Annotated in this window: 25 protein-coding genes; 6 read left to right on the forward strand and 19 right to left on the reverse strand. The window is 62.6% G+C overall.

What is annotated here, in order from left to right; translation table 11 throughout:
* Position 1 precedes the first annotated feature (1 nt).
* The 17 genes from AC1VNX_RS31080 to AC1VNX_RS31160 form a co-directional block, all read right to left on the reverse strand.
* The gene (locus AC1VNX_RS31080) at positions 2-397 is read right to left on the reverse strand and encodes a hypothetical protein (protein ID WP_483161380.1); all 396 of its coding nucleotides are present in this window, start codon (positions 395-397) and stop codon (positions 2-4) included.
* 1 nt (position 398) lies between these two features.
* Positions 399-1,058, reverse strand: a complete 660-nt coding sequence (locus AC1VNX_RS31085; RefSeq protein WP_483161381.1) for a hypothetical protein — start codon at positions 1,056-1,058, stop codon at positions 399-401.
* 12 nt (positions 1,059-1,070) lie between these two features.
* On the reverse strand, positions 1,071-3,122 hold the full coding sequence (locus AC1VNX_RS31090; protein WP_483161382.1) for a phage tail tape measure protein: 2,052 nt from the start codon (positions 3,120-3,122) through the stop codon (positions 1,071-1,073).
* 116 nt (positions 3,123-3,238) lie between these two features.
* Positions 3,239-4,027 carry a phage tail tube protein gene (locus AC1VNX_RS31095; RefSeq protein WP_483161383.1) on the reverse strand — a complete coding sequence of 263 codons (789 nt, stop codon included), beginning with the start codon at positions 4,025-4,027 and terminating at the stop codon, positions 3,239-3,241.
* A gap of 20 nt (positions 4,028-4,047) precedes the next feature.
* Positions 4,048-4,455: a hypothetical protein gene (locus AC1VNX_RS31100; RefSeq protein ID WP_483161384.1), complete on the reverse strand. Its 408-nt coding sequence runs from the start codon at positions 4,453-4,455 to the stop codon at positions 4,048-4,050.
* Between the two features lie 2 nt (positions 4,456-4,457).
* Complete coding sequence (locus tag AC1VNX_RS31105) at positions 4,458-4,745, reverse strand: head-tail joining protein (protein ID WP_483161385.1); 288 nt, start codon at positions 4,743-4,745, stop codon at positions 4,458-4,460.
* 3 nt (positions 4,746-4,748) lie between these two features.
* Entirely contained in the window at positions 4,749-6,515 is a 1,767-nt protein-coding gene (locus tag AC1VNX_RS31110) for a phage major capsid protein (RefSeq protein WP_483161387.1), read from the reverse strand.
* A 156-nt stretch (positions 6,516-6,671) separates the two neighbouring features.
* A complete protein-coding gene (locus AC1VNX_RS31115) occupies positions 6,672-8,225 on the reverse strand; it encodes a phage portal protein (RefSeq protein ID WP_483161388.1) in 1,554 nt (517 codons plus the stop codon).
* Complete coding sequence (locus AC1VNX_RS31120; RefSeq protein ID WP_483161389.1) at positions 8,222-8,767, reverse strand: hypothetical protein; 546 nt, start codon at positions 8,765-8,767, stop codon at positions 8,222-8,224. Before AC1VNX_RS31120 ends, AC1VNX_RS31115 begins: the two co-directional genes overlap by 4 nt.
* A 148-nt stretch (positions 8,768-8,915) precedes the next feature.
* Positions 8,916-10,709 carry an ATP-dependent nuclease gene (locus AC1VNX_RS31125; RefSeq protein WP_483161390.1) on the reverse strand — a complete coding sequence of 598 codons (1,794 nt, stop codon included), beginning with the start codon at positions 10,707-10,709 and terminating at the stop codon, positions 8,916-8,918.
* 187 nt (positions 10,710-10,896) lie between these two features.
* A complete protein-coding gene (locus tag AC1VNX_RS31130; RefSeq protein ID WP_483161391.1) occupies positions 10,897-11,199 on the reverse strand; it encodes a Mor transcription activator family protein in 303 nt (100 codons plus the stop codon).
* On the reverse strand, positions 11,193-13,334 hold the full coding sequence (locus tag AC1VNX_RS31135) for a phage terminase large subunit family protein (RefSeq protein ID WP_483161392.1): 2,142 nt from the start codon (positions 13,332-13,334) through the stop codon (positions 11,193-11,195). Before AC1VNX_RS31135 ends, AC1VNX_RS31130 begins: the two co-directional genes overlap by 7 nt.
* Positions 13,331-13,843, reverse strand: a complete 513-nt coding sequence (locus tag AC1VNX_RS31140) for a hypothetical protein (RefSeq protein ID WP_483161393.1) — start codon at positions 13,841-13,843, stop codon at positions 13,331-13,333. The genes AC1VNX_RS31135 and AC1VNX_RS31140 overlap by 4 nt, the downstream gene beginning before the upstream one ends.
* Before the next feature lie 159 nt (positions 13,844-14,002).
* Positions 14,003-14,587: a hypothetical protein gene (locus AC1VNX_RS31145; protein ID WP_483161394.1), complete on the reverse strand. Its 585-nt coding sequence runs from the start codon at positions 14,585-14,587 to the stop codon at positions 14,003-14,005.
* The gene (locus AC1VNX_RS31150) at positions 14,584-15,369 is read right to left on the reverse strand and encodes a hypothetical protein (RefSeq protein WP_483161395.1); all 786 of its coding nucleotides are present in this window, start codon (positions 15,367-15,369) and stop codon (positions 14,584-14,586) included. The genes AC1VNX_RS31145 and AC1VNX_RS31150 overlap by 4 nt, the downstream gene beginning before the upstream one ends.
* Positions 15,370-15,715: 346 nt before the next feature.
* The gene (locus AC1VNX_RS31155; RefSeq protein WP_483161396.1) at positions 15,716-16,276 is read right to left on the reverse strand and encodes a helix-turn-helix domain-containing protein; all 561 of its coding nucleotides are present in this window, start codon (positions 16,274-16,276) and stop codon (positions 15,716-15,718) included.
* Positions 16,277-16,316: 40 nt separating this feature from the next.
* Positions 16,317-16,847, reverse strand: a complete 531-nt coding sequence (locus tag AC1VNX_RS31160) for a phage regulatory CII family protein (RefSeq protein WP_483161397.1) — start codon at positions 16,845-16,847, stop codon at positions 16,317-16,319.
* Between AC1VNX_RS31160 and AC1VNX_RS31165 the strand changes: the two genes are divergently transcribed.
* Complete coding sequence (locus tag AC1VNX_RS31165) at positions 16,846-17,139, forward strand: hypothetical protein (RefSeq protein WP_483161398.1); 294 nt, start codon at positions 16,846-16,848, stop codon at positions 17,137-17,139. The genes AC1VNX_RS31160 and AC1VNX_RS31165 overlap by 2 nt on opposite strands.
* 35 nt (positions 17,140-17,174) lie before the next feature.
* Here the strand turns inward: AC1VNX_RS31165 and AC1VNX_RS31170 are convergent, their stop codons facing one another.
* Positions 17,175-17,438 carry a YdaS family helix-turn-helix protein gene (locus tag AC1VNX_RS31170; RefSeq protein WP_483161399.1) on the reverse strand — a complete coding sequence of 88 codons (264 nt, stop codon included), beginning with the start codon at positions 17,436-17,438 and terminating at the stop codon, positions 17,175-17,177.
* Here AC1VNX_RS31170 and AC1VNX_RS31175 point away from each other — a divergent pair.
* Complete coding sequence (locus AC1VNX_RS31175; protein ID WP_483161400.1) at positions 17,437-18,156, forward strand: LexA family protein; 720 nt, start codon at positions 17,437-17,439, stop codon at positions 18,154-18,156. The genes AC1VNX_RS31170 and AC1VNX_RS31175 overlap by 2 nt on opposite strands.
* A 119-nt stretch (positions 18,157-18,275) precedes the next feature.
* Here AC1VNX_RS31175 and AC1VNX_RS31180 read toward each other — a convergent pair whose 3' ends face one another.
* The gene (locus AC1VNX_RS31180) at positions 18,276-19,103 is read right to left on the reverse strand and encodes a hypothetical protein (RefSeq protein WP_483161401.1); all 828 of its coding nucleotides are present in this window, start codon (positions 19,101-19,103) and stop codon (positions 18,276-18,278) included.
* 206 nt (positions 19,104-19,309) lie between these two features.
* Between AC1VNX_RS31180 and AC1VNX_RS31185 the strand changes: the two genes are divergently transcribed.
* From AC1VNX_RS31185 to AC1VNX_RS31200, 4 genes are read left to right on the forward strand one after another with little or no spacing between them, the layout of a single operon-like run.
* The gene (locus AC1VNX_RS31185; RefSeq protein ID WP_483161402.1) at positions 19,310-19,552 is read left to right on the forward strand and encodes a hypothetical protein; all 243 of its coding nucleotides are present in this window, start codon (positions 19,310-19,312) and stop codon (positions 19,550-19,552) included.
* Positions 19,553-19,556: 4 nt separating this feature from the next.
* Positions 19,557-19,907, forward strand: a complete 351-nt coding sequence (locus tag AC1VNX_RS31190) for a hypothetical protein (protein WP_483161403.1) — start codon at positions 19,557-19,559, stop codon at positions 19,905-19,907.
* Positions 19,904-20,395, forward strand: coding sequence for a hypothetical protein (locus tag AC1VNX_RS31195; protein WP_483161404.1), 492 nt, complete (start codon positions 19,904-19,906; stop codon positions 20,393-20,395). The genes AC1VNX_RS31190 and AC1VNX_RS31195 overlap by 4 nt, the downstream gene beginning before the upstream one ends.
* Positions 20,395-20,667 (forward strand): hypothetical protein, encoded by a 273-nt coding sequence (locus AC1VNX_RS31200; RefSeq protein WP_157614383.1) that lies wholly within the window; start codon positions 20,395-20,397, stop codon positions 20,665-20,667. Before AC1VNX_RS31195 ends, AC1VNX_RS31200 begins: the two co-directional genes overlap by 1 nt.
* Positions 20,668-20,709 lie beyond the last annotated feature (42 nt).

Here is a 20,709-nt window from a genome sequence, read left to right on the forward strand (position 1 = left end):
CTCAAACAGTGATGAGGCGCACGGTGGCGATATAGGGGTAGTCCTCGGCCGGCAGCTCGGGGCGCGCCAGCGGCTTGCCCTCGACGGCGACGCCAGGCGCAAACTGCGCGCGGAAGGCGCGGCCATCGGCCAACACGAGCGCGTGTTCTCCGACCGGGTTCGATTCGTTGAGCGCCTGCAGGGCCTTGAGCGCTCCGCGCTTGATCCACCCGGCCTCGACCTCGCCCTGCAAGGTGATCGGCCGGCCCGCCAGGCGCACGGCGGCATCGATGAGCGCGGCGCCCGTGACGGAATAACCGAGGCTCTTCTCGACGGCGTTCCATGCGAACTCGTCGGACCAGACCATGCCGCGCGGGATCTGCAGGCCTGCAAGGGTGTGAAACTTCGCTACCGCCATGTCAGTTCCCCGGGCGGAGCGACGACGTGCCGCGCGCGGCGCCGAGCTGCGCAAGCAGCCCCTCGATGGCGTCGGCGCCGGCGGCATCGGTGCTCACGCGCCCATAGTCCCGGCCGTTGAGGTTGAGCTGCAGGTTCACCGTGCGATTCGATTCGGGCTTCGGGATCGAGGTCGGCGTGCCGCCGTCGCCGAAGAACGTCACCTTCTCGGCCGCCTTCAGCAGCGCCATGCTCAGTGTGCCGCCGTCGCCGCCGTACTTCTTCTGGCCCGGGTTGTTGAAGAACTGGACATTGCCCTTCTCGTCGGCGAACTCGCGTGCGATGCGCCGTGCGGTGTCGTCATCCTTGACGCCGGCGTTCTTCAGGAACGCAGCGATGCCGGTCAGGGTGCCAAGGTCACTGCCTGCGTTCACCGTCTTGCCGTTCTTGTCGGTCGAGAAGCCAGCCGCGTCGCGCCCAAGCCGCTTGTTCTCGAGTGCGACCTCGCGCTCCTGCAACTGGATGGCCTTCTCGCGCGTCTCGATGTCGCGCTCGCGAGCGTTGGTGACTTCGCGCAGCGCACCGGCCAGGCCGTAGGCGGCTTGCGTGGCGTCGGTCTGTGCGTCCTTGAGCTTCAGTGTGTTGCGCCCGGCGCTGTCGAGCGTCACCTCGAAGCCACGCATTGCGGCCTGCGCCTACACCCAGCCCGGGGCCACGCCGTTGCCGGCGGTGATGGCAGCCTCTGCGGCGCGCTTCCATGCCTCGCCGAGGCCGATGGCGGTCGCTTGCCCGCTGTCTCGGATCAATTCGTAGTCGCGCAGCGCGACCTTCGCCACGGTTTCAAGCTCGGTCTTCGTCTGGACGCCGGCGCGCTGGAAGGCCGCCGCAATTTCGGCCGCCGCATCGGCGTGAGCCTTCTTGTTAGCACCGGCCGCATCGGCTGCCGCGTTGTTGGCCTTCTTCAGCTCGTCAAGCTTCTGCACCGCCAGCTCGAAATTCTTCGTCTCGATAGCCTGCGCGTACTCGGCCCGCAGTCGCTCGACCGTGGCCCGGGCTTCCTCTGCCTTCACCTTCTGCGTTTCGGCGGCGCTGGCGGCCTTCTGGCCGGCTTCCTGCGCGCCGTCGCCGGCGGCCTTCATCTCGGCCGCCATGTTCGTGAAGGCCGCCGCGCCGCTCGCTGCTGCGGTCGTCGTCTTCTCCGCGTCGGCGGTCAGCCCTGCCCAGCCGGCGCGCGCCTGCTCGGCACCCTCGGCCGCGCGGTCGAAGGCTTCGCCCGCCTTCTCGCCGAAGGCATCCGCCACCGCACCGGTGGCCTCGGCCGAGACGCGCACCTCTTCGGCCGCCTGCTTGAACGCAGCCGACAGGTCGCCGAAGGTGATCTTCGCCAGGCCGGAAATGATGGTCGCAATGCCTTGCTGCACCGCGCCGACCACGTTCGCCATGCCCTCGGCAAGCTTGTAGATGGCGGCAAGAACGACATTCGCACCACCGGACATGACGCCCCAGACGGTCTGAACGATGTTGCCCGTGGCCTGCGCCTTCTGCCCGAAGCTGTCGAGGAACGCGCCGGCGCGGTCGGCCAGCGCCTGCGCCTTCGCCACGAGAGCCGGCACGTCCACACTCACGATGAACGCCTGCACCCACTTGATGCCGTTTTGGAAGGCCGTCGCCAGGGCGGTGCCGAAGCGGCCCACCGTGCCATCGGCCACGGCCGAGCGCAGCGCGCCGGACAACTGCTCGACGCCTTGCTTCAGCACCGGCAGGATGGGCGTGGTCAGCGCGTTGACGGTCGAATCCCACGCGGTGCGCAATCCGTTGAGCGCGCCATTGAGATTCGCCTGCATGATGCCGGCCGTCTCGGCGGCGCTGCCCTTGGCGTCCTGCAGCGCCTTGGTCAGCTCGTCGAGCTTGTCCACGCCCTGATTCAGCAGCGCGCGCAGCGCCGGGCCGGCCTCCTGCCCCACCGCCGCGATGGCGCGCTGTCCGGCCGGGCCGGCCGCAGCCAGCTCGTGCAGCATCTTCTCGAAGTTGTTCGTCGTGATGCCAGCGGCGGCCAGTTCCGTCCGGAACTTGCTGGCCGGGTCGGAGAACTGCGCGAGGATGCTGTTCAACGCCGTACCGGCGCGGCTCGCGTCGATGCCGGCGTCGGCGAACTTGCCGATGATCGCAACCGTGGATTCGAGGCTCAGCCCGAGGGTGTTCGCCAGCGGCGCCGCGTAGCTCAGTGCCTGCGCCAGGCCCGACACGCTGGTGTTCGTCGCGTTGGCGCCCTTGGCGAGCACATCGGCCACGCGGCCCGAATCGGCGAAGGACAGACCCAGCCCGTTGACGATCTTTGTCAGGTATTCGGCCGAGGTCGCCAGCTCGACATCGCCGGCACGGGCGAGCTGCATCGCGGCCGGCAGGGTGCCGATGGCATCCTTGACGCTGAGGCCGGCTTTTGCCAGGTTCTCCAACGCACCGGCCGACTCCAGCTCGGTGAAACCATAGCGGGCATCTGCGGCGGCTTCCTGTGCAGCCTTGCGCAGTTGGCGCATCTCGGCTGCGGTGGCGCCGGTGGCGGCCTGCACACGGCTGAGCGCCTGCTCGAAGTCCGCCCCGCCCTTCACCCAGCCCGCAAACGCCTGGATGCCGAAGTAGCCGAGCACGACCGCCGCGAAGGCGGCAAGGCGCGCTTGAATCCGGTCGAACACCTTGGACGCATCGTCCTTGGCGTTGATGACGATCTGAATCGGCTTGAAGCCCAACGGGGAACCTTTAGGGAAGTGGAGAGAAAAGAAGGCCAATGCGGCGACGTGTGGCGCCTCATGCGAAGCGCCAGGCGTCGCCGCCGCCGGGAGGCCGGCGACGGCGAAGGGAGGGGTTAGGCGACCACCGGACGGCCGTCCACGAAGATCGCCACGCCGTTGGGCGGGGTCAGCACCTCGACATCGAATTCCATCGCGGTGTAGGCGTCATCGCTGGTCACGAGCGACAGGTCGCCGGTGGGCGTGAGCGTCACGAGCGGCATGTAGGTGTCGCTCTGCTCGCCTTCGGTGATGTTGGAGATGACGCGCAGCGCACCGCGGCGCAGCGTCTTCTCGCTCGACTTGATCGTCTGCCAGGTCGCGGCGGGCTTCGTGTACGCGACCTTGATCGCGCCCGCCGGGATGCCGCCGTCTGCGAGGATCTGCAGGCGGCCGAGCGCCGCGTCGATGGTGTAGTCGGTGCCCAGCACGAAGGGATCGCCGCCGGCGCCGGGCGTCACGGCGACGGCCGACACGTTGCGCGCGCCGGCCGGGTTCGCGTCGGTGCGCCCGAGCTGATAGAAGCGCCCGGGGATCACAGTCAGCGCTTCCGCCGCCACCGAGCCGGCCTCTTGCGTGGTCGTGGACTTGTCGCCCGAGATGAACATCGCGCGGTTGTCGATGCTCATGTTGTCGCACGTCACCTTGCCCGTGCGGTCGATGCGCACGACGCGATCCGCGTCCTTTACGCCGGGGCCGACCTCGGCGCTGTAGTGGGGGGCCTTCTCGGTCGAGATGCTCAGCGTGACCGTGGGGCAGTTGCCGAAGTGGCGCTCGCCCGTGATCTGGTCGGCGTCGTCGATGGGGTCGAAGAACACGCGACCGCGCGGGATGACGTATTCACTCTTTTCGAATTTGTTTGCCATGGTGGTTCTGTGGGTTGCTTTCACTCTTGGCCGACGTAGCGGCCGGTCGTGGAGAAGAGAAGTTCGATGCCGATGAGCCCGCCGTCTGCGAAGTCCGGCGCAGTGAAGCGCGCGAGCTTCAGCGCGCCCCAGCTCCGGCCGCCGGCCTTGCCGGGCGCCCAGTTGTGCAGGCTCTCGACGACCGTCGAAACGCTGGTGTCGAGCAGCGCCGCCGCAGCGGGGCCACGCTTGACCGAAAGCAGGACACTCCAGCCAGGTGCCAGCGCGACGGCGCCCTCTTTGACATCGGCTATCGCGCCGGCGGCGAACATGACGGACACCAGCGCCCCGGCATCGCGGTTGCCCCTGCCGGTCGAGTAGCCCATCACTTCCCACGCGGGAAGCACCTCGCGCAGGCGGTCGCAGATGTTGATTTCGAGAAGGAACATGCTCAGACGCTGCGAAGGATGAGGTTCGTCACGCCGGTGCCGTCCGCTTCCGCGCGCTCCACCTCGAAGGGCTTGCCATCGACGGTGATCGCGTCATCGCGCTGCAAGCCGGCGAGCGCATCGCTCGCGCCCTGGCACGCAGGCGCATCCGCATCGACCTGCCCTCCGAAAGGCGACGCATAGGGACGGTCGAAGAGGACACGCGCGGTCTTGCGCACGCCTTCGACGGTGAACGAGGCGTCCACCGCGAAGTCGCTGAAGAAAACGGAGAGGTCTTCGGCGAAGCTCATGGCTTAAGCGGTTTCCGCGTCTTCCATGGTGGCGAAGCTCTCGACGTTGCGCACGCCGACATCCACGTCCTGCAGCGCGGTCACGCGCACCGTGCCCGTGGTGCTGTGCGTGTACGGATCGACCATCAGGTCGAGGCCACCCCACATGCCGATCACGAGGTCGGCGAAGTTGCCGAAGATGAGCGCCGAGAGGTTGTCGCCAGTGCCCTTCGTGATGTTGCTCGGCACGGCGTTGGTAACGGCGGCGCGGTAGCCGTTGAGCGGCTCGCTGCCCTTTTGCCACACGCGCTCGCCGGTGCCGGGGCCATCGACGAAGGTCTTCTTGAGCTTGCCGCGCACCTTGGCGTTCGTCAGGTAGGCCAGCGTGCCCACGTCGGCATTCGCGACCGAGACGGCGGTTTCGAGGTCCACGACGTGATCCCAGGTCGGCGCGCCGCCGTTGGCACCGCCAGCGATGCCCGCCGCGATCTTCGCGAGGATGCCGCTCGGCTCGTTCACAACACTGCCGCCCGCAATGGCCGCGCGCTGGATTGCCAGGCCGAGCACCATGGCGAGGTCGGCCGAGACGAAGCTCTCGACATCGATGCTCGACTGCAGCAGCAGCTTGCGGCTGATGTCGGTGAAGGCGCCGACGGTCTTCGGCGACATCGCCACCTGACCGATGGCCGCGCCACTCTCGTCCGGCGGCTGGCCCTCGGCCACCCAGTAGGCACTGCCGGAGCCGGTTTGCTTCGGGATCGCGATGTTTCCGACCAGACCCGACAGGAAGCGCACGCCCAGCGTGTTGAGCACCATTGCATCGCGCAGGATGGTGATGAAGTCGCCCGACATCAGGTCGGTGGCCACGAGGTTGCCACCGGCCGAGGGCGTGCCCACGTTCATGTCGCGCTTTTGCACTTCGAACGGAATCAGGATGCCGCGCGCCGACTTGCCAAGCTTGGCGGCGGTTGCGTTCGAGCATTCGAACTCGAAGGCCGCTGCATTGCGAGCAGCGACATCGCCGGGGTTCGCCAGCGCATGCAGCGCGCGGACCATGCTGAAGCGGCGCGTTTCCTTCGTGGTGAGGCCGATGTCGGCGGTGGGCACGGGCTTGGACGACAGCGACCGGATCGCCTCGGCCTGGAACTGCTCGACCGTGTGACCGGCTTGAATGGAGCGCATTGCCAGCTCGGCGCCGCCGGGCATGGCGGCGGCGATCTTGCTGATTTCGGCGGCGTGGTTGCGCTGCGCAGTGGTGTCGATGGTGGGGGCAGGCGTGGTGGTGCCTGCCGGCTTGACTTCGGGCGTCGTCATGGCGCGGTTCTCCGTGGAGGGTGTGGAAATGGAAGGAAGGGAAGGAACGGGCAGTGGCTCGGCGGCGAGACTGCGGCCGACACCGACAGTCACGTCCGCAGGGACGCTGACCAGAGACAGCTCGAAGGGCTCCCAGTCGGTCACGCGATAGGTGTCGTACCCGTCCTTGGTGCCGTCGAGGATTGCTTCGTGGATGAGATAGCCCACCGAGACGTTGACGCGGATGCCGTCGATCACGTCGCGGAAGACTTCTTCTGCGCGCACGCTTCGACCGAAGCGCACAACGGCACGGGCTACCTTGTCCGAACCGATTTCCACAGACTCGACGACCGCGACGACATCCCGTGTGTCGTGGTCGCAAAGGAGGTTGGCGCCGGCCGTGAGGCGGCCGGTGCGCATTGACTTGCGGCTAAGGTCGAGCACTTCGACGAAATAGCCGCGATCAACCGGTGTCTCGCTCGCGAATGCGAGCTTCACGGTGCGCGCTTCTTCGTCGATGGAAGAGCGGTCTACAACGAAGGCTCTCTTCAGTTGCCCGGTGGGCAGATGCTGGCGAAGTGCTTGAGGAAGACTTGAAGTCATGGCGCCTATTGCAACGGCGCAGCACTGACATTCATAAGGCGCGCGATGTCACTAGGCTGTGACTTCTTCGTCCTCCTCTTCTTCCTGTTCGGCTTCGGCGGGTCGGCTCTTCGGTGCGGACTTCGGCGCCGATGCGACGCTCTTCGCCGCGTAGGCAGGCAGCACGATGCCGAGCTGCTGCGCGAGGTCTTGCGCCTCCTTGATCTTCAGCATGGTGTCGTAGAAGTCGCGGCCCATCTGCGCGCTCAAGTCCTGCGGCGCCACCAGCCCCGCGCCCACGCCGGCAATGCGCGCGTTCATGTCCTTGAGCGGGTCTACCCATTCCCAACGACGGCCGAGCCAGTCATGCGGTGCGAACTTCGCGACCTTCGTCGCCGGCAATGGGCTGCCGTTGGGCATGGTGATCGCATTCGACAGCAGCGACATCACCAGCCATTCGGAGCGCACGCGCTTGAGCAGGATGTCGATGAACCATTGCTGATCCGAAGACCATCGGTCGCGCTCGTCGAGCGTGCCGCTGCGGATGCTGGAGAAGTTGACGCCTTCGAGGTCGTTCGCGAGCGCGTGATACGACACGCGCCAGCCGCTGGCGACGCGCTGCAGCGCGGTCTTCACAAAAGGCCCGAAGACCTCGTTCGGATACTTGCTCTCGTGCGGCTTGAAGTCGTAGCCAGGCGGCAATGTGTCGTAGACACCGGGTTGACTCGTGGTGATGACCTCGCCGCCCTCGCCCTCTTCATGCTGGCCCACAGGCAAGACGCCCGGCGTCGCATCGTTGTTCTGCGTGAAGAAGCCGAAGTGATTCGCGCCGTGCTCGGCCGCCAGCACTGCGGCGAGCATGAATCCGCCGAGGTGGTGCAGGCTCAGCATGCCCGGCGCCATCCACGGGATGCCGCGAACCTGTTCGGCGCGCTCGACCTTGAAGCCGTGAATCACGTCCTCAGCAGGCAGGCGCACACGCCGACGCGAAGTGCGCGGGCCATCGTTCGGGTGCGCCTCGAAGATATGAATCGCCACGGTGCGACGCCAGGCGTTGACCTCCACGCCCATGATGACGGTGTTGCCTGTCGATGGCTCGATGCCATTGAACGTGGTATCGATGCGATCCACGTCGATGAGCTGCAGCGCGAAGTTGAATTCGTTGCCGGCATCGGGCCCGCGCACGAGGCGCACCAGGAACTCGCCATCGCTCGGCAGACCTCCGACAAGGGTCTCGCACATGTCGCGCAGCGACTGGCGCCCGGTCACATCACACACGGCCTGCCAGCGCACGAACGCGGCCTCTATGGCGTCATTGGCGAGCTTGTCGGCCTTGCCGGGCGCGTTCTCGCTGCGCGCCTGCATCACGAAGCCGGCTGGCCCCACCATGTTGGTTTCGACCATTCCGCAGAACTTACGCGCATAGTCGTTGTTGTTGCGCAGCTCGCGACCTCGCGCGCGCAGCCGGTCGAGGTCGCCTCGCAGCTCTTCGTTGATGCTGGAGTAGGTTGCGATCCAGTCGGCCGAAAGCCGGTCGATGCGGGCGGCCTGGAAGCGGCGGACCTGTGTCTTCTTCGCTGCGGACTTGCCACCGAAGACGCGGCGCAGGAAGGCGGGCGTCTTCATTGGCCGAATCTCACCATGATGCGGCCCGACACGCCGCGCGGTCCGCTCTTGCCCTCTTCCGCCGCGACCTCGCGTTGATACTTCGTGCGCAGGGTATGCAACTCGGCGAGCGGGATGTACTTCAGGCGCCGGCCGTTGATTTCGTATTCGGCTGTCGCACTGGTGGCCCTGCCTTCGAGAACCGCCTCAATGGCCTCCAGAGTGCGCCGCGCGTGCGAGCGGATATCGGCCGCCGCGCCAAAGGAAGGTGTGACCGTCAGCCGCCCGGTGGCAACGGTGTAGACCTCATCGGCGTTCGTGACGCGGGCTCGCCAGTCATAGGAGCCCGGCGCATAGGTCTGCGTGGTCTGGGCAGAAACGACGACACGGTGTGCGTTGCCGTCAGCCGTTGCGGCGATTTCGTAGCGGTGCTGAGCGTTGAGCAGTTCGTAGTTCAACGCCCAGCCTTCGGAGGGCGGAAAGCCGGCGAAGGTTCGCGTCCATTTGACGGTATCGCCGGAGATGATGGATATGGGCTCGTTGTTGGATGCATCGATGGGCACGTTCGGACCTTTGGTCAGTGTTACCCGGACTATCGAAGGGGTTAGGTGACATCAGCAAGGCGAGACGTGTCAGGTGTCGGCAATAGCTAATAACAGCATAAGTCGCGAACAGACCTTTGCCGTGGATGAACTTACTCGAATGCCAATGCTATTTAATCCGCTCAGCTGGCGGCTTATCAGCATAGTTTTTAAGACGATCTTCAATTTCAAATACGAGCTTTGAAATACGATCTGCCGAGGCAGGCTGAAGCGCCTTCAAATCAACCGCCCCAGACTCAACGCTTTGCAGAAACTTGAGTGCATCAATTGCTTTTGCTGCTCCGTGCGCTTTAGCCCAGGCGGAATTTTTCTGCCCACTCTTCAGTGTGGCACCGTTGGCAACAAACTCTTTATAGTCGATCGGATCAAATACATCTTCGATACCATCGCAATCGGGGATTTTTAGAATCCGCCTCTTAGCCCAAACACCGTCATCGAGGAACAAATCTCGCTTCAATCGATTGAAAACGCTTCGAGCAGAAGGTTCGTCATCGATTACCACAATGTATTCGAGCCCCCAACCCAAAAACAGATTGCACAACATAGGGACATTCGAAACTCCCGTGGCGGCGAGGAAATTCACCTCGGTTGTGCAACCACTCAGAATCCAAAAAGATCGCAAAAAATACTGAGCACTCAACTCCTCAAGAATAACATTGCTCTTTTGTTTAATTGCTGTTTGTCGTGCAAGCGAAACCCCCATCGCAACATAAATTGGACTCAATGTATCCGTGTTTGCCGCCCCAAGTGCGTGAGCACCAATTAATTTTGTGGGATGCCCCTCTACCGAGGGATCCCGTTCCACTGCAATTATTCGATGCAATCGATCTTGTCGAATAAGATGTGGGCTATGAGTTGAGTACATAACTCCAATTCTTGGGCTAATTTTCTCAATTAGCTCCATCACATCAGACTGCGCGCGCTCATGCAAATTTGCCCCAGGTTCGTCGAGCAAATAGAAGTGATCGAAGCCCTCTTCCTCCGACGCTCGCAGCTGAAGGAAAAAGGAGATAAACCAACGGGTACCTCGGCTTCTTTGCTTCGGGTGCAGCATGTTGTCGCCGTCGCTTATCAGAAACTCCAGAAAGGACTGTCCTTGCTTCTCTTTTCCGGCTTGATATTGATGAATTGCGCAGCTCAATTCAATCCCACTTGTCTCGCCAATATTTTGCTTCCAAAACGCCCGAAAATCGTCAGTAATCTTCTTGTTGGCCCTTTTCAATAAAGCGGTTTGCGCCTTTGTCTCACTGCTCTTAAGCTTACTTAGATCAATGCCTGCAATTATCAAAAAGTTTTCAGCAGCACTTGATCCATCTCCTTTCATTTCGCCATCAAGCGATATGTCGATGCGATTCGGCAATAAACCCGTCTCTTCATCAAAGAGAACAAAAGTCGGCGAATTCGCGTGAATCGAACTCTTGAATTTCGCCAATTCTTTTCGCTGCCTTACTTCAGCATCCGAAGCTGACTCCTCGTCGGTATCTTCAGACTCGAATTCAAAATGATGAAGATCAAGATTTTCAAATATATAGCTTATTTTAGGTATTTTTGAATCATTAAGAAATCCAAAAAAACGCCAGTTCAACTTACCACCTACAGGCTTCAACCTTTTTAAAAGCTGAGCCTTTATGGATTCATCTTTTATTCCGAGAGCGAAGTTCTCCAATTCCCCTGCCTCGGACTGAGTTTCAATATTTATAACGGGAAGACTCTCCCCGTATCTGCAATCTTCATCGGTCAATACTCCTCCGGATGAAAAGGTGCAAGACAGAGCATCGAGTACGGCAGACTTACCAGACTCATTCTGCCCAACAAGTGCGGTCACACCGTCAGACGACAACTCAATTCGTCCTGTATCCACAATCGAACGAAAATTCTGAATTCGGAAGGAAAGTATTTTCATTTGGAGGCCAACAACGGTATGGACTATCCCAATCAGGTTTTAGCACAGCTTACATTCTGTATAAGTTCGGGTTCCGCGCTGGCGATTGGGAGTAACCCGGGGGCCACCTTTCCTCGATTCTTCAAATAGCCATTCGCAGGCTTGTTCCCACTGACACGTAGTACGCCAGGTCTTGCAGCGCTCCTCTCTACCTCGCCGGCGACTTGACGATTCGCAGAACCTGACGCTCTGAAAGCTCGTAGCGGCGCGAAAGCAGCTTCACCCGCTCGCCAGCTAAGTAGTCTCGAAAGATCCGGCTATTGCGATTGCTATGTCCCTCGCCGCAGCGCTTCGCGATGAAAACGCGATCACCGCCCCAGTCCGCCCGAATGTCTGCTTCGACGCCTTTCAAAAGCTCGGGCGTCAGCTCGCCCTTTGCTTCAGAGAGAGCATCTTGCAAGCGCGAGAGGATGTCGAGAACGATGTCGTTTCGGTTCGTGTTGTTCACCATGTTCGTGCGGAATAGGTCTTTCGGGTTGGACGCTGAACGGTTCGGCGCGGTGCCGGCTTCGAAGCATTCGCTGCAGGCGGTGGCGGTGGCGTCGGCGGGGGCAAGGCCATCTCGGGAGACGAGCAAGCTGGCGCAGCGCTCGGCTCTGCGGCAGCCCGCTGCACAAGCTCTGCCTGTCCTTGCGTTTCGCGTGAAACATCCGCCGGTGAAACCTCCTCCGCTTGTTCCACGCGAAACAGATCGCCATTCGGCGGCTGCACGATGGACTCCAACCGCTCCCACATCTTTCCGGTGTAGAGGTGCAGCCCGAGCATGTGCGTGCAGAAGAGTGCGTAGACGGTGCAGTCCAACGCTTCATTGCGCGCGCCTGGCGACTTCATCCACCGGTAGGCTTCGCCACCGGCCACGCGCTGCGGCACGCGCGCCTCAGAGGTGAGCTGCGTATAGAACTCCTGCGGCAAGTCCTTGCTGAAGTGCACGAAGCCGGCACCTCTCTTCTCGACGCACAGGCGCCCGTAGATCAAGTCCTTCGCCGTGTCCGTGCCCACGTACCAGAGCCGCACGCCCTTCTTGATGATCTTGCCGCCCCAATTCACGTCCTGCACTGTGGCCTTGCTCTTGACCATCTTGCTGGGCTGCGGATCGCCGCGCACCGCGAACACCCGTTCCCGCTCGCGCTGGCGGCAGTAGTTGTAGGCCTGGTGCGTGAAGTGGCCGCCGGTGTCCACGGCCATGGCTTCGATGCGCATCGCCTGCCCGCTGTCGTGCTGGAAGATGGTCTTGCGGTAGACATCGAGGTGCGACCAATCGCGCTCATCGGCGGGGTTCGCGTAGATCACGCTGTAATCGACGCACCACATTTCCTCGCCCCGACCGATGGCCCACGTCACCACCTCGAATCGGTTGTCCTGCACGTCCACGCCCGTGACCAGCACGAGGCCGCCGTACGGCACGGTGAAGCGGCGATAGTTCTCGGCGCGGCGCGACAGCGCATGTTCGTCGGCGCGCTCGACCACGGCCTCCCAATACTGCGCAAGCGTTTCGTTCACGAAGCCTTCGAGCGGCGCGGTGTCGCCCGCCTTCGCCTTGGTCTTGGCTTCCAGGAATTCGCGCACGATGTCGGACCATGCGCGCTGCGGGCTGTAGCCGCTCCACATCTCGACGAAGGCCACATGGCGCGGCGCGCGGATGACGACACCCTGCGCGTCAGTCCACACATGCAGATGGTGGTCGTAGCGATACCGGCCGCACTCGCTGACCCACATGGCGGCGCTGTCCCAGATGCGCAGGTAGTCGGCTTGGATAATCGACTCGTGGCAGTGCGGGCACACATGCCGCACCGTGTCATGGTCGTAGCCGTCCCATTTGAAGCCGTGCTGTACCTTCTTGCCACCCCACAGCAGCGGGTGCTCGGCGTCGCAGTGCGGGCAAACGATGTTGTATCGCATACGCGCGTCGGCGTTCTTCTCGCGGTATTCGATGTGGTCGAAGTCCTTGACGCGCACGGTGCTGCCGGCGACGAGCTTCGGGAACGGCGCGCCTTCGAGACGGCCGCGCGCAAGCGTGATCGGGTCCGACGATTTCTCGATCTTCTGATCGAAGGCCGAGGCTTCGTCGAGGATCGCCACGGCCACCGTGATGCGGCGATAGGCGCGCGCGGCCTTGCCGCCGAGCAGATGCAGCACCGATCCGAAGAAGCTCTTGAGCTTCATCGTGTCTTCCTTGCCGGGTACCGTCACCGCCTTGAGGGCGCCCACGTCGCGCAGCATGGGCTCGATCTCGGACTTTACGAAGCTGTCGCGGTCGTCGTCGGTCGGCATCCACAAGGCTTGCTTGCGCCGGCGGTGCGCTGCGTTGTAGGCCATGAAGGCGAGCAGGGTCTTCGTGTAGCCGACGCGCTTCGCCTTGCGGACGGTCACCTCTTCGATGTCGTCGTTGCTGAAGGCGTCCATCCAGCCGCGCTGAAACGGGTATGCCTTCCACTCGCCCTGCGTGTGGCTGGCTTCGGGCGACAGATAGAAGTTCGATTCGGCCCATGCGCTCAGCGGCTGGGGCCGCTCCATCTTGAGCGGCCCGAGGCCGGTCAAGGTCGCCTTGATGACGGCGCGCTGCGTCTCGGTGGGTGCCAGGCTCACTGGGGATCGTCCTCTTCTTCGAGGTCGTCATCGGGCGGCGTCACCGCTTCGGCCACGAGGCGGGCCGTTGCACGCACCCACTGGTTACGCGCATCGGCAATGGCGGTCATGACCTGATCGCGCGCCGCATCGGGCAGTTCGGGGCAGACCTTGCGCAGCAGGCCGGGCAGTTGCTCGAAGCGCTCGGAGACGGATTGGCTCGCGGTCGCCAGCACCTCGGCGAGCAGCGAGATGGGCGCGTACTCGCCGCGGGCGACAGCGTTCTTGATGGCAATGCCGAGTCGCTGCTCGCGCGCCAGGGCGGCGCGCTCCTGGACGAGATCTAGCCCGCCCGTCTCGGACGAGGCGCGGCCGGCGGCGATGTCGCGCATCCGCTCGCAGTACGCAACGAGCCATTCATGGCCGGACTCGCCGCGCTTGAGCACGCCCTCGGCCATGAGCTGACTCACGCGCGCTTCGCTGATGCCGACCCACGCGCCGAACTCGGCCTGCGAAATCGCCTGTCTCATCACTTCGACTGCCTTCACTTAACCCCCTTAGCAACACCGCCGAACAGTCCAAGTTCGCGGTTCGAATTACCCGTAACCAGCGCCTCTGCGGAAGGACCCGCGCCCCTTGCTACCGCACCCCCATGGGGCATGGGGCGCGAGGGTTCGCGGCTCGATGTCTTATGCGGCATGAGGTGCGACCTCGCTTGCTTCTGTCGCGTTGGACGTCCCCGCTTGTCGCAGTTGCATCAAGCGCTCGGCCGCCATGTACGATGCCGACTCCGGGCAATGGAACAGCGTGTCCGTATCCGCAAGCAGGCGCCCGTCTTTCGACCAGTACTGAAGCACGGAGCGCGTGGGGTTCGCAGGCGTACCGTCACCGCGAGACGTGCTGACAAAAATCACTTCCACCATCTCAACGGACGTAGGCGTAGACATGGATATCTCCGAATGGCAGCGGGTTCTCGCTCTATGCGATGAACTCGCCACATTGATGAAGGGGTATGGCCCTGGCGTGAATGCTTCGGGCTTGATGCAGGTGCGCAGCGTGTGTGCACGTATGCGCGGCTCGTCAACTACATCAACGACCGGTTGAACAAGATCGAGAAAGCAGCCGAAGCTCACTTCAGCGCGCGCCAGTGGGCAAGCCACAAGCGAGGACCGGAGGGCTACAAGCACGAGATCGTGCATAGCGGTTTGAGCCGCATTCGGGAAGAGGCACAGTCCCGCATGAAGACACAGCCGTGATGGAGCGTTGAGCTTCATTCGCCTGCCAGCTTTCTGACGCGGTAGCGGATGCGACGCTCGATGTACGGCTGCAGGCCTGCCCTCTCGGCCACGCGCTGACGGCTGATGCGCGACTCGTACGACCCATTGCGCACGAACATCAGCACGGGGCGCACGACGCCGCCCTGCGTGCCTGTCGCCGCCCAGATGCCAGGCGCGAGGTGCTGCGTCGGGCCACTGCGAAGACGGCCGTATGTGACGAAGAAGCGCACGCCCTCCCGGTCTTTGGTGCCCTTGTGCAGACGGGCCTTGCGCCTGTCCGTCATGTTGGCCTTGTAGCCCTGCTCTCCCAGCGCTTGGAAGTAGGACAACAGGCGCACGAGGAAGCCGCCGCGCACGTTGCCACGCCCGTCGTCACTGCCGGGGAACGGTGTCTCAGGGATGGCCGTCTGATAGCCCGCCGGCAAGATGCCGATGCGGCGCAGCGCTGACTCGCTGCGCTTGTCGTTGCGTGGCCCGCCGTACTCCTGCGCCTGCAGAATCCTCTGCGGGTCCACACCCTTGCCGCCGAAGTAGGTCGGTTCAATCTCAACGCTCAGGCGGTCAGGTGTGGCCTTGCGCACGTACACGCTCTTGAGGATGTACGGCGTGGGCCTGTCGAACTGGTCGCGCAATTCGCCCTGCCACTCGCGCCGCGCGCGGAAGCCGCCATCGTTCAGCCCCTCGGCATAGGCTTGCTTGGCCTGCTGGCCCGACAGCTTGGCAAGCTGGCCCTGCACGCTGGCAAGGCCGCGGCCATCGAAGCTCAACGTCATGCGCATGCGACCTCCCTTGCCCCTTGGGCGACGCGCTTCACTCGCGCTGTAAACACGATATAGCTTTCGCCTCGGCCCGTGGAGAAAGCCGCTTCATCCCATGGTTCGAGCCCAAGCGCGCGCGCCTTGGCATCAATGCCGCTGCGCGTCTCGTGCCACGCACTCCCCGCAGCACCTGGCACTTGAGGCTCGTCTCGCCAACGTTCATTGCGAAGCCAATTCGCAAAGTCGAGAACGTAGTGACCATCGTCCTTCGTCCACCTCTTGCTAAGCCTTTGGGCCTCGATGGCCGAGCGCATCGTTTGCTGTAGCGCGGCGCTCGGCGCCATCCGCCGATAGCGACGCTCGGCCTTCAGGCGGTTGGCGTGGTTCGGATAGATCGTCCAAAGCTCTTCAAACCCGTCCGCCCCCCGCCGGGGGGTAGGGGGGTATGGTTCATTGATGGTTCTGAAGATTCGGGTGTCACAGCTATGACACCCCTCTCGCCTCTGGTGACACCCCTCTCGTCCGTGGTGACACCCCTCTCGGGTTCGGGCAGGGGTGTCAGATTGACACCCGTGTGCATAACTTCAGGAGGGAGAGAGTCATCGAGGGGTGTCAAGTTGACACCCGTCGTCGGAATCGGCACCTCGCCGCCCTCGATCCACTCGGGGCAAATGCGGTACTCATTGGTGACGCCTGGCCGACCCGTGGCCGTCTTGACCTGAATCAACCAACCGGTCGCAACCATCCGGCGGATCTGCCGCTGCACGCTACTGCGGCTCTGCATGGTCTTGCGGGCCAGCTCGTCCACTGAGGGCCAAATGCGTCTGCCGTCGTCGCTGGCGTGGTCAGCCATCGCGAGCGCGAGCAATCGCTCCATGCCGCCTGATGGATACCGATCAAAAACCATCGACATGACCTTGATGCTCATTGCGTCGCGCGCCCTCCCCGGCCGACCTGTCCCCCAAGGCTCATACCTTCGGTACCTCCCGCATCAGGCCACGAAGCATCGCCAGCGCGTGCCCCACTGCGGCAACCGTCTCGGCCGCGTGGTATTCCGCCTTGCGCATCTGATTCTTGGAAACGCCGTTCTCACGTCGCGTCAACGCCTCGCCGAGTGCCTGCACGTAGTCGGCGAACTGCATCTGCAGGCGCATCATCGTGTCGATCGGATCGCCCTCGGAATAGGCGGGCGTGGCGAGCGAACAGGTGTGCCCCAGCTCGTCGGCCATCGCGTGCAGGATGGAGAAATTGCGGCTCTGCCACTGCATCTCGACCGCATCGCGCAGCGTGAGGTGATGCGTGGTGTTCTCCATGTTGACCTTGTGCGTCAGCGTGTTGGCGTTTACGCCCATTCGCTTCGCCAGCGCCTGGATGCCACCGTCGTAGCCGTGCGCGGTGTCGTACGCGGCAACAGCAACGTCGTGGCCCTTGGTCTTGTTGGGTACAGGTTCGTCGGCGCCATAGCCGTGCGCCGCGTCGATTGAGATATTTATCCTCATGCAGACCTCAGTGAAAAACAGCCGAAACCTCGCGGATGCGAGCCCTGCCCCGACGCTATCGGAACGGATAGACGCCATCGAGCAATTCCTGCAGCAGCTCGTGCAACTGCTGGAGGTCGAACCAGACCTGAACCGGGAGACGATTGCGGCGTGGATCGAGATAACGACTGCAAGCGCAGGCGCCCAAGGGCTGCAGGCGCTGCGTCAACGCGCCGCGATGGCGCAACTGTGCGAGCGCGTCCTTGCGCCCGCCGTAGACGTGATACGGCCGGCGTCGGGATGGTTTTCGTAGTTCGCGGCAGATTCGAGCCATCGAAGCGGAAGTGCCTAGACGACCACATAAAGCCCCTCTCGAGCAGATGCCGCTGTGCCTCGAAGGACACCCCACGGCACATCACGTCGCAGGCGTTCACACCGCACCCCGGTCTCGCGCTCAATGCCGGGACAATATTCGGCGGGGACACGCTTTCGCTTGCGCCACATGTAAGGGCCACTATCCGACGCCCCCACGCGCTGCGCCAAACGACGCTCACCGCCAGCAATTTCAACAGCCTCATTCAACGCGACGATCCCCTCAGGCAACGGTTCCATGCTCAACCTTCATTGTCACATTCGTGATTATGCGTTTACCACCAATGTGATGCAAGTCGGCGGCTTAATCACAAATGTGAAAACCATCGGCGAACGAATTAAGTGGGCCCGCCAGCAGCGCGGCATGACTCAGCAGCAGCTCGCTGCGGCCGCCGGCGTCTCCACAAGCACTATCGGTAATCTTGAATCAGGCCTGAGAGACAAGCCGCGCGAGCTGAATTCAATGGCGCGGGCGTTGCGCGCCTCCAGCTCTTGGCTCGAAACAGGCAAAGGGTCGTGGGGCAACGACCCAAACGTCGAGGACGGCCCGGAGGTCCGAGGCTTGGTCCCGTTGATTTCATGGGTCCGCGCCGGGTCTTGGGGAGAAGTTAGTGATTTGCTTCAGCCGGGTGATGCCGAGAAATGGCTTGCGTGTCCCTTGCCGCATAGCAGCAGTACCTACGTACTACGCGTCAAAGGGGACAGCATGACTGCCCCCCATGGCAATACTCGAACCTACCCAGAGGGATGCCTGATCTTCGTGGATCCAGAGAAGCGGTCCCCTATGAACGGGGATCGAATCATCGCCAAGCTTGAAGGCGAGAACGAAGCAACTTTCAAGGTTTATAAGAACGAGGATGGCAGGCAATGGCTACAACCACTGAATCCTTCGCACGAACCGATCCGCGAACCATTTCGTACGCTAGGCACAGTGATCGGAAAGTGGGAAGACGGCTGAGCAGCAGGCCTTATTGAACCGACCTGCGTCAAAGCGCCGCTCAGAAAAGGCTGATGCCTGCAAGATAGTTCAGATCCCCTCCAGGCGGCGCACAGTTGCTTCGCAAGCGGACGAGATAGTCAGCCCGTTCGCCTGAAGCGATCACCCAATTCAAGGCCTTTCCCATACTCGATGCCTGCTTCATGAGTTTGGCGTTGACGCTCAGCCCGCATTGCCTTCTCCTCCGCTTCACGCTGCTTCTCGCGCCGCTCATCTTCCGAGTCGATTAGTCCCTTGATAGCGAAAACAGCACCGACAACGCCGACGATCACACCAACAGCCGCACCGACCGGCCCGCCAATCAGCCCTCCTGCAGCCGCTGTGCCGATAATTCGAGCAGCACCAACGACCGCGCTGGTCGCCGCCGCTCCATCGTAGATAGCCTTCGCAGCATCTTTCGCCTCATCCGTCTTTGCATCGTCCACGGCTTTGGCTGCGACCTGCAACGCCTGAAGCTCGCTCACCGCAGTCGGAATCTCGCTCCGCGAAAGCGGAAAACGGATTGTTCGGCTTCCCCAATTGATGCTCACCTCGTAAGCAGGATAGCTGCCTGAAACGTAGCAGGTGATGCCGTTTCTCACCGAGGCACTGAAGTCATCAAGGATCTTTTCGGCGTACCTGAACGGCAACGCGCGCCAATCCGACTGCATTTCAAACAGCGCCCAATGTGGAACACCATCAATCTCATTGAAGAATGATGCCAAGCGTCGAATCTCCTCCAGCCATGCCTCAACGTCGCATTTGTCGAGCACGCTCTCGCCCTCGCGGCGCTTGTTGACGGCATGGTCTAGATCCTGAATCTGGTCATAGGCCAGCGTCACTTCGTGCTCCATTCGAAGGGTGAGCACTAGCAGTGGCACTCCGTTTTCACCCAGGCGGTGGGTGACTCGATATTCAGCACCAGACATTTAGACCTCCTAGGGGCGAAGAATCGCATTCTGCTCCTGACGTGTCGAAGTGAGATGCGCTCGCAGCAGTCAACAGGGCAGCACGCAGATAGATCGAGATCCCACGAACGCGATTCACGCTTCCTTGTGGGGCCCGTATTGTCACGTTCGTGTTGACACGATAAATCACATTCGTGAGAATTCGACCATCTGCTACGGAGATGGATATGGATTTCCCCGAAACTGATCAGCTTCGCCGAGCATTCAAGCAATTAACTCAAGCAACCGCGGCCTTTACAGCGGGCCGCCGCACTTACTCGCCAAGCGCCCCCCTCTGTCAACCAGCTCCGTCAGAAACAGGCGCCCTCCGCTTCGCGCAGTTCCGCATGACGAATGCGGCAGCGGCGTTCGACATTGCCCAGCGTACTGCCGATCAACGGGTGATCGAAGCGACCAGCTTCGAGGGCTGAAGACGTGGCCCGCGTTCAAATCAATCACGCCACCAACAACCGGGCGGCGCTGACCCGCTCCGTCTCCAGTTCCGCGCACGTAGACATCTGGATTCGAACCATTGGCCGACGCCGCCAAGCGTTCTATCGCTGCGGCACATTGGGCGTTTCGACATGGCAGGCCATGGGCGTGCCGCTCGCCGACAAGGCACTGAAGCTAGGCAGCATCAGCCTGCCAGGCATCTCCGACGCGACCGTCGAGGCCTACACCGAGGAAGTGCCTGCACACCCGATGGCCGTCGAATTCGCGGAGCGCGCCCGCGCGCTCAACGGGGAGATTGACGCCCTCAACCTCGGCGCAAGAGGTGCTGCGTGAGTGCGTCGGATAAAGAGATCCGCGCCCTCCTACGGCGAGCTGACGCGCTCAAGGATCAACACGGCATCTCTGAGTCGATGCGGGCGTTTTGGCGCGGCTATGCCAAGGGCCTGCGCGACCTGCAATCGGGCGGCGGAAGGAAGGCGGCCGCGAAAGATTCAGCCGCCAAGCATCCTGCGGGCGCGCTCAGCACTGCATGGACCACTCTGCCCATAGACGGAAAAGGTCTCATCGGTTCTGACGTGAAAGAAGTCTTCGCCGCCGAGAGCCTCCAAGTCACCGGCCACTTGATCGCCGATTTCGAGGTCGATGGAGTCCAGCAGCTCGAAAACGGCAAGTTGGCCGCCTCCGTCCTGAACTGCAAACATCCCGGTGCCGTGGTTGATACCAACGATGGTTCCGTGTGCCATGAGCCCTCCTGTGTTGCTGGCACGAGTATGGAGCAAGGGCCCACGGCAGGCGCTAGCAGCACGGGAGATGACGCGTAATGGCGTTCCTCTTCCGCTGCCCCGAGTGCCGCACTCGGCGCCGCAGCCATGGCTTGTTCACGCAGCATCTGCGCGAAACCGGCCATCGCCTGTGTCGGTGCGGCGGATACCACTACGAGCACCGCCCGGGTTCGCCCTACTGTGAGCGCAACCCAATGAGCGCGGCCCTGCTCGCGAGCCGACACGGTGCCTCCGACGAAGAGGTGTTCGACATCGCGCTCGAGATCGCCCTCACCACTCCAGGCCGCGCCGTCGCGGCCTGCCCCTTCTGAAAGGCCGGCCATGCGCTCGACCTCTCCCCACGAAACCGGCGA

Source organism: Variovorax sp. TLI9-5A (assembly GCF_056867935.1).